The sequence below is a fragment of the Extensimonas vulgaris genome (genome assembly GCF_003337425.1).
GTDB classification, from domain to species: Bacteria; Pseudomonadota; Gammaproteobacteria; order Burkholderiales; family Burkholderiaceae_C; genus Extensimonas; species Extensimonas vulgaris.
In genome coordinates, this window is record NZ_QPJU01000008.1 from 141,181 (window position 1) to 147,589 (window position 6,409).

Below are 6,409 nucleotides of genomic sequence, written 5' to 3' on the forward strand. Positions count from 1 at the left end.
CATTACTATCTGGCTCGGATTACGGACGCGGGTTCGGTTCCGTGTTCCACCGAGAGTGGACAAATGGCCGAAACGAGGGACTTTGGGCCAAAACCGGGGACTTCTGTTCAGGCTACGGCGCGGAATCGAACCGTTCTCTGTCCTGCTCCCTGAGCAGTTCGTACCAGCGCTTGGCCGGTGCCGGTGGTTCTGCCGGGGCGTCGGCTTCTTCGACGACCGCAGCAGCAGCGTTGCCCGGCACGCTGTTGGCCATCTCCCAGGCCAGGATCGCTTGCAATGAAAAACGCAGGTTGCCGACCAGCACCAGGTGCGGGATCTGTTTGCGTTCCCGCTCGGCGCGATCCTGAAAAATGTGTATCGGCAACGATGCGGCCTTGGCAATGTCCTTGGCCGTGAGGTAGCGGCTTCCTTGGGCATCGAACGCCTCCTCGACATCCTCATCAGCGGGCTTGAACTCCCGGTTGATGCCGAGCAAGGTCATCAGGTGCTGCGCCCCGCGCCGCTCGAATTCGAGAACATCAGCTTCGTGGTAGCGGACGTGGCGGAACAGCTTGTACCAGACCGGCCCCTCGCTATCGAGCCGCCAGCGCTGCAGGGTTTTGCGGCTGACCTGCCAGCGCTCGGCCAGGTGCTTTTCGGTCATCACGGGGTAGTGCATCTTTTTCTCCTGAACAGATGACCCCATGACAACGCTGTTCGCCGTTGAAGCCAAGCTCGGCGCTCAGGACATGCCCTCGTCGTCAAGCTCGGGCGGCAACGGCTGCTCGAGATCAGCTTCGACGCCTGCCGTCAGCAGCCGGATGCGCTCGACAAGATCGGCCGGCACGTCACGCAGGATGTCGGGGCAATGGTCAATGTCATCAGCAAGGGCATCGAGCATCGCTGGCAATTCGTCCTCCGGTTGAGCGCAAGACCTTGGTTTCATGGCTTGACCGTATGGAGCCGCAGCATCAGCTTCATCGGATGGAGCGGTGATGCCTGAAAACCGAAATGCTCATAGAACGCCTTGGCGCGGTCGTGCAGCGCGTGCACCAGCAGCGCCCGAACACCGGCATTCTGCGAGACGGCCACAGCCCGATGAACCGCGTCCTGCAGCAGCGCCGCGCCCAGCTTGATGCCTTGAGCACGATGGTCGATGGCCAGCCTGGCGAGCACCATCACCGGGACCGGGTCCGGCATGTTGCGGCGCACGGCGCTAATGGCGGCTTGGTGCGAAACCACCCCTGCGGCCATCGCGTAGTAGCCGTAGACGAGCCCGTCCTGGTCGGCGACGACGAAAGTACGGCTTGCGCCGCTCAGCTGGTTCGTCAGTGCCCGGCGCTTGAGCCATTCATCGAGACTGGCCTCCCCGCAGGCGAATTCGTCCAGGATGTGGGCGGTCGCAAGGGGTTGCGGCGCGCTCAGAACAAAGCTCATACCTCGTCTGTGTTCCAGGGCGCTTTGACGGCCATCAGGTGTTCAAGCCCGGGGTTGGGGCCAGGGGGCGCATCGAGCATCGCCGTGAACTGCTTGAACTTGTCGGCGTCCAGGCTGAAAAAGACCTGATCCAGCACCACGGCCTGAGCGCGTTCGCAGGCCGCTTCGAGCATGAAGTCCGAGCGGTTCTTGCCAAGCAGGCTGGCCGCGTGATCGATCAGATCACGCTGTTCGGGCAGCGCCCGCAGATTGATGGCGGCGTCACGCATAAGTCACTCCACTGATCGCATACACAACAGATATACGCATTGTGATGCGTCGTGTAGCTGTTGTCAACACGCGCGAGCAGGGTCTGCGCGTGACCGGTGAATCTGCGGAAGCGCCCGTTTCATACAGGTGGGCACCCAGAAGCGGTGCGCCTTAATATCCGTCTTGGAAGGTGGGCGCGGGTTCAGTTTCCGAGTTGACCACCAACACCAAGGGCCCGGATAGTCTCCGGGCCTTTTTTCTTGCCTGAAATCCCCCCGCCACGCGGGGTTCTGGCCACCTGTGCTGCGGGCGGCCATCGGCCGAAACACCTGGAATCGGCCGCTTTCTCGGCCAGAGCCGTCTCTGTTCTCCGTTTGGCCTGCGGGTAGGCGCAGTTTGTGGTCTAGCAAAATCAATAAGTTACGCGCGCAGGTTCGTTGTCAACCAAGGCCACCGGTCAGGCATCGAACGCCACCAGAGCATCGTCAACGGCTGCTTGACCGTATCGCAATCGAGATACATAATTGTGGAAACGGAGGATCTGACCATGGCCCATTCCACGATGCTTCACGTCCGAGTGGACGACGAAATCAAGACACAAGCCAGCGAGGCGCTCGCAGCCATGGGGCTGTCCGTGTCCGACGCTGTTCGCATCCTGCTCAAGCGCGTGGTCAATGACCAAGCGTTTCCGCTGGAGTTGAAGGTGCCCAACGCACAGACCCGTGCAGCGATGGAAGAAGCCCGCGCTATGGCCAAGGCGCGCACCACCCGTTTTGACTCTGCCGACGCCCTGATCGATGACCTCGAAAAAGCCCGCCAGCAGTAAGCGGGCAGCGCCGCCCAGGGCGTGCGATTACACCAAGACCTTCCTCAAAGACTGGGAGCGCCTCTCGCGCTCAGGCCGATACGACCTGAAGCGCCTGAAGGAGGCAATGCTGCTGCTCATTGGCAACGATGCGCCGCTGGGCCCCGAATGGCTGGACCATCCGCTCAAGGGCGATTGGGCCGATCACCGCGAATGCCACATCGGCGGTGACTTCCTGTTCATCTACCGTCTGGATGGCAACGCCATCATCTTTGTGCGGGCAGGCTCGCATTCTGAATTGTTCGAGGAGTGATTCGTGGCGATTGAATCACTGCCCACTTTCACCAACCCCGCACGTCAGCGCTGGGAGTCCATCCCCGCCGACATCCGCCAGCGCCTGCTGTCCAACGTCTGGTGCGGCCAGTGTCGTCACGAAACGACCATCACCAACTTCACCGGCACCCTCAAGGGAGGCGACTTGCTGCTGGTGGGCCAGTGCGCCGAATGCCACAGTGATGTGGCCCGGGTCATCGAGGGCTCGTAGCCCAATCACGCATCAAACCCTGCCACCACATCCCGCTGCGCCACCCAGTCAGTCGGCAGCGGGTTCCGCTGGAACCACAGCAGGCTCATGCACTTGGGCTGCTGCCCGGCCAGAACGCTCTGGATGATGGCGGGCTCGAGCAGCGTCAGGCGCAGCAGTTCATTGACCGTCGAGTGGTGCAGGCCTTCGCGCTGTGCGATCTCACTGCCACTGCCCACCACCCCATCGTCGAGCAGTTGCTGCCAGTAGAAGGCCCGTGTCAGTGCCACCAGCAGAGGCTGGTCGATCTGGCTGGCGACCTTGCCCGGCGACTCGACCGCCCCATCAGGCCGCACCACCACCTTGCTGCCGCCACGCTTGCGGATCTTCAGCGGGATGAAGGTCGACAGCTTGATTTGGCTGCCATCCCGGCGTTCGCGGGCGACCGGCCCGCCCAAGGGCTGGATCTTTGGTTTCATGCCGCCACCTCCTGCTGCTCCCATTCCTGCAATTCCGCGCCAATGGTGCCGGGCAGCAGTTCCCCGGCCAGTTCCGGCCATCCCTGATCGCGCCAGATGATTTCCAGCCCGCCGTCGGCGATCACTACGCGTTCGATCAGCAACTGCGCCAGTCGGCACTGCTCTGCCGGAAACAACTCCCGCCACAGGCTGGCGAGATTGCGCATCGGCAGTACAACTTGCGGCTCGGTGAGATCGGGCCGGATGTGCGGCATTCGATCCCACACCGCCTGCACCAGATGCGGGGCCGATAGCGCCGCCACGATCTGCTGCGTGACCAGTTCTTCAATCGGCGCGGCTGGCAACGGGCCATGCTGACTAGCCCACGCACCGAAGCGCCGGCGTGTGATCGGGCTGTAGTAACGGTAGGTCTTGCCTTTCTTGACCGTGTAGCTGGGCACCAGCCGTTCGCCGTCGGACGTGAACAGAAGGCCGCGCAGTAACACCGGCTCACTCTGGCGGTCATTGGTCTCGCGTCGCCGCTCGATCCCATCGGTGGCGATCAGCGCGTGCACCGTATCCCACTGTGCCTGGGTGATGATGGCTTGATGCTGGCCCGGGAAACTCTGCCCCTTGTGGACGATCTCGCCCAGGTACATCCGGTTGTGCAGCATCTTGTAGATGGTCTGCTTGGTGAAGGGCTTGCCGCCCTTGGTGACCACGCCTTCCGCACCGTAGGCCTTGGCCATCAGCGTGGCCGAGCGCATCGTCACGAAGTCATCGAAGATGCGGCGTACCAACCGGGCCTCGACCTCGTTGATGACCAGCAGACGATTGTCCACTTCGTAGCCAAGCGGCAGCGGCCCGCCCATCCACATCCCCTTGGCTTTGCTGGCGGCGATCTTGTCGCGGATGCGTTCCCCAGTCACCTCGCGTTCGAACTGCGCGAAGGACAGCAGGACGTTGAGCATCAGCCGACCCATCGACGTGGCCGAGTTGATCTGCTGCGTGACGGCACTGAAGCTGACGCGGTGACGATCGAACACATCAACCATTCGCGCAAAATCCGCCAGCGAGCGTGACAGCCGGTCGATCTTGTAGACCACCACGATGTCGACCTTGCCCATCTGGATGTCCGCCATCAGGCGTTTCAAGGCAGGCCGTTCCATATTGCCGCCAGAGAAACCACCATCGTCGTAATCATCGGCCACGGCGATCCAGCCCTCGTGGCTCTGGCTCTTGATGAAGGCTTGGCCAGCTTCCTTCTGGGCATCGATGGAATTGAAGGACTGGTCCAGACGTTCGTCGCTGGAGACGCGGCAGTACACCGCGCAGCGCTTGGGCGGAACGAGCAACGGCGCGTTCATTGTTGAGCCCTCTTGCCATTACGCAGACCAAAGAACTTCGGCCCATTCCATTGGGTGCCCGTGATGTGGCGCGCTGCCGCTGACAGGCTTTTGAACACCTGCCCATTGAGCTCGTACAGGCCATCGGGCGTGACCGTCACGCGGTACTCACGCTCATCCCATTCGCGGATCAACGTGGTACCGGGCATCAGCAGGGTTTGCGTGCTGCGCCCGCTGGCCGACTTGATCTTGGAATGCTGGGCACCGGCCTCGACCAGCATCTTGCGGATGTTGTTGGGCAACGCCCCGTAGGCCAGTTCCTGGATGCGGTAGGCCAGACGCGATTCCACGTAATGGCGGTTGCGGTGGCTGGGCCGCCGGGGGAAGTGCCGATCCCACAGCGCCCAGAGATCCGCCATCGGCAGGGAGGGCAGCGCAGCCAGTTGCGCCGAGATGCTGTCGTTGTGGGTATCCGTCATTTCAAAGGCTCCTGTTGTTGAGACAGGTCCATGAAGGCGCTGTGGCGGGCAGAAGCCAAGTCAAACCGCGCTCTCTCAATCAGGTGGTAACCGGTACCTCGGGTGGTAACCCGGTTTCGGGTTCTGTCGGTAGCGGATCAGCGGACTCGCGCCCCCCGCATGGCTTTGTGGCGAGGAAGGACCCGTCGAATCATCTGGCGCTGCAGCTTGTTGAACTGCTTCATCTGCTGCTTGGCCGACTTGCGCACGATCCGCGCCAGGCGGATGCCAGCGACGATCAGTCGCCACTGCCAGGGGATGGTTCCGACGATGCGTCGCGGTCGGCGCATCATCATCGGCGCGGTAGGTCGGGCAGCTGGACCGCCATCCCATTCATCGACCTTGACAGTCACCATCGTCACGGCGGTCTCGATGGCGGGCGACGACTGTCGCACTGGAATGGGTGGCTGCAACTCAGCGAGCAACTGCTCCCGCTGTACCGGTGGCAGCTGTCGCAGGACGGTTTCCGCCTGTTTCATCTGCAGCTTGGCCTGCGCAAACGGGTCGGTTGCGTCGAATCGGGAGGAAGGAATTCCCATCGTTATCCCCCCTCACGCCACATCCACGCGGACCACGGCCGCCATCTCGCTGTAGGAATCGAGATGCTTCTTCGGCGGATTGGGATCGGGCGCGTAGATGCGGCGCTCATCGTTCTTGCCCTTGGGGTGATATACCTTGAGCCCCCAGCCGTCGAAGCCTGCATTGCGCAGGGCGTTGTCCAGTGCCGCGACCAATTCGTTGTCAGTGCGAGTGAACTGGTCGTTCAGATCACGCAGTTCCTCATACGGGATACCCGCGATCAAGGTTGGCAGCAGTTCGCCGTCACGCGTTTGTCCGATTAGCTCGTGGTCGTAACGAGTGCAGCTGTCGCCCGTCACTCGGGTGTGGGTCAGGCGCACGCGCTGCAGCAGCACCGCCTCCACGCTCTGCATCTCGCACCATGCCTGCACGAAGGTTTTGGCGGCCTCGAGCATCCGCTGCGCGCTAGTGTAGTGTTTGATTCTTGATGAAGCTTAAAATCTGGCTGGGATTTCATCGATTCACGATGATCCCCAAAAGGAGCCAGGCCATGCGGGTAGCCCCCAAAGTTGAAT

The 6,409-nt window shown here is 62.1% G+C and carries 12 protein-coding genes; 3 read left to right on the plus strand and 9 right to left on the minus strand.

The genetic code is table 11. The annotated features are described in order from the left end of the window. Positions 1 to 112 precede the first annotated feature (112 nt). From DFR45_RS11665 to DFR45_RS11675, 4 genes are all read right to left on the minus strand, one after another. On the minus strand, positions 113 to 658 hold the full coding sequence (locus DFR45_RS11665) for a helix-turn-helix domain-containing protein (protein ID WP_241659429.1): 546 nt from the start codon (positions 656 to 658) through the stop codon (positions 113 to 115). Positions 659 to 721: 63 nt separating this feature from the next. Further along, entirely contained in the window at positions 722 to 880 is a 159-nt protein-coding gene (locus DFR45_RS14550) for an AbrB/MazE/SpoVT family DNA-binding domain-containing protein (RefSeq protein ID WP_158636993.1), read from the minus strand. 41 nt (positions 881 to 921) lie between these two features. Further along, positions 922 to 1,416, minus strand: a complete 495-nt coding sequence (locus DFR45_RS11670) for a GNAT family N-acetyltransferase (RefSeq protein ID WP_114483911.1) — start codon at positions 1,414 to 1,416, stop codon at positions 922 to 924. Further along, on the minus strand, positions 1,413 to 1,685 hold the full coding sequence (locus DFR45_RS11675) for a type II toxin-antitoxin system TacA family antitoxin (RefSeq protein WP_114483912.1): 273 nt from the start codon (positions 1,683 to 1,685) through the stop codon (positions 1,413 to 1,415). The genes DFR45_RS11670 and DFR45_RS11675 overlap by 4 nt, the downstream gene beginning before the upstream one ends. 542 nt (positions 1,686 to 2,227) lie before the next feature. Between DFR45_RS11675 and DFR45_RS11680 the strand changes: the two genes are divergently transcribed. From DFR45_RS11680 to DFR45_RS11690, 3 genes are read left to right on the plus strand one after another with little or no spacing between them, the layout of a single operon-like run. Continuing rightward, on the plus strand, positions 2,228 to 2,491 hold the full coding sequence (locus tag DFR45_RS11680) for a type II toxin-antitoxin system RelB/DinJ family antitoxin (protein ID WP_244910966.1): 264 nt from the start codon (positions 2,228 to 2,230) through the stop codon (positions 2,489 to 2,491). Beyond that, positions 2,463 to 2,783 carry a type II toxin-antitoxin system YafQ family toxin gene (locus DFR45_RS11685; protein WP_114483914.1) on the plus strand — a complete coding sequence of 107 codons (321 nt, stop codon included), beginning with the start codon at positions 2,463 to 2,465 and terminating at the stop codon, positions 2,781 to 2,783. The genes DFR45_RS11680 and DFR45_RS11685 overlap by 29 nt, the downstream gene beginning before the upstream one ends. A gap of 3 nt (positions 2,784 to 2,786) precedes the next feature. Beyond that, on the plus strand, positions 2,787 to 3,014 hold the full coding sequence (locus tag DFR45_RS11690) for a hypothetical protein (protein WP_114483915.1): 228 nt from the start codon (positions 2,787 to 2,789) through the stop codon (positions 3,012 to 3,014). 5 nt (positions 3,015 to 3,019) lie between these two features. Here DFR45_RS11690 and DFR45_RS11695 read toward each other — a convergent pair whose 3' ends face one another. The 5 genes from DFR45_RS11695 to DFR45_RS11715 all read right to left on the minus strand — a co-directional run bounded on the left by DFR45_RS11695 (position 3,020) and on the right by DFR45_RS11715 (position 6,289). Beyond that, positions 3,020 to 3,472, minus strand: a complete 453-nt coding sequence (locus DFR45_RS11695) for a hypothetical protein (protein ID WP_114483916.1) — start codon at positions 3,470 to 3,472, stop codon at positions 3,020 to 3,022. Beyond that, complete coding sequence (locus DFR45_RS11700) at positions 3,469 to 4,818, minus strand: recombinase family protein (protein ID WP_114483917.1); 1,350 nt, start codon at positions 4,816 to 4,818, stop codon at positions 3,469 to 3,471. Before DFR45_RS11700 ends, DFR45_RS11695 begins: the two co-directional genes overlap by 4 nt. Beyond that, a complete protein-coding gene (locus DFR45_RS11705) occupies positions 4,815 to 5,276 on the minus strand; it encodes a DUF2924 domain-containing protein (RefSeq protein WP_114483918.1) in 462 nt (153 codons plus the stop codon). Before DFR45_RS11705 ends, DFR45_RS11700 begins: the two co-directional genes overlap by 4 nt. A gap of 137 nt (positions 5,277 to 5,413) precedes the next feature. Beyond that, a complete protein-coding gene (locus DFR45_RS11710; RefSeq protein ID WP_114483919.1) occupies positions 5,414 to 5,854 on the minus strand; it encodes a hypothetical protein in 441 nt (146 codons plus the stop codon). A 12-nt stretch (positions 5,855 to 5,866) separates the two neighbouring features. Beyond that, entirely contained in the window at positions 5,867 to 6,289 is a 423-nt protein-coding gene (locus DFR45_RS11715; protein WP_241659427.1) for a hypothetical protein, read from the minus strand. Positions 6,290 to 6,409 lie beyond the last annotated feature (120 nt).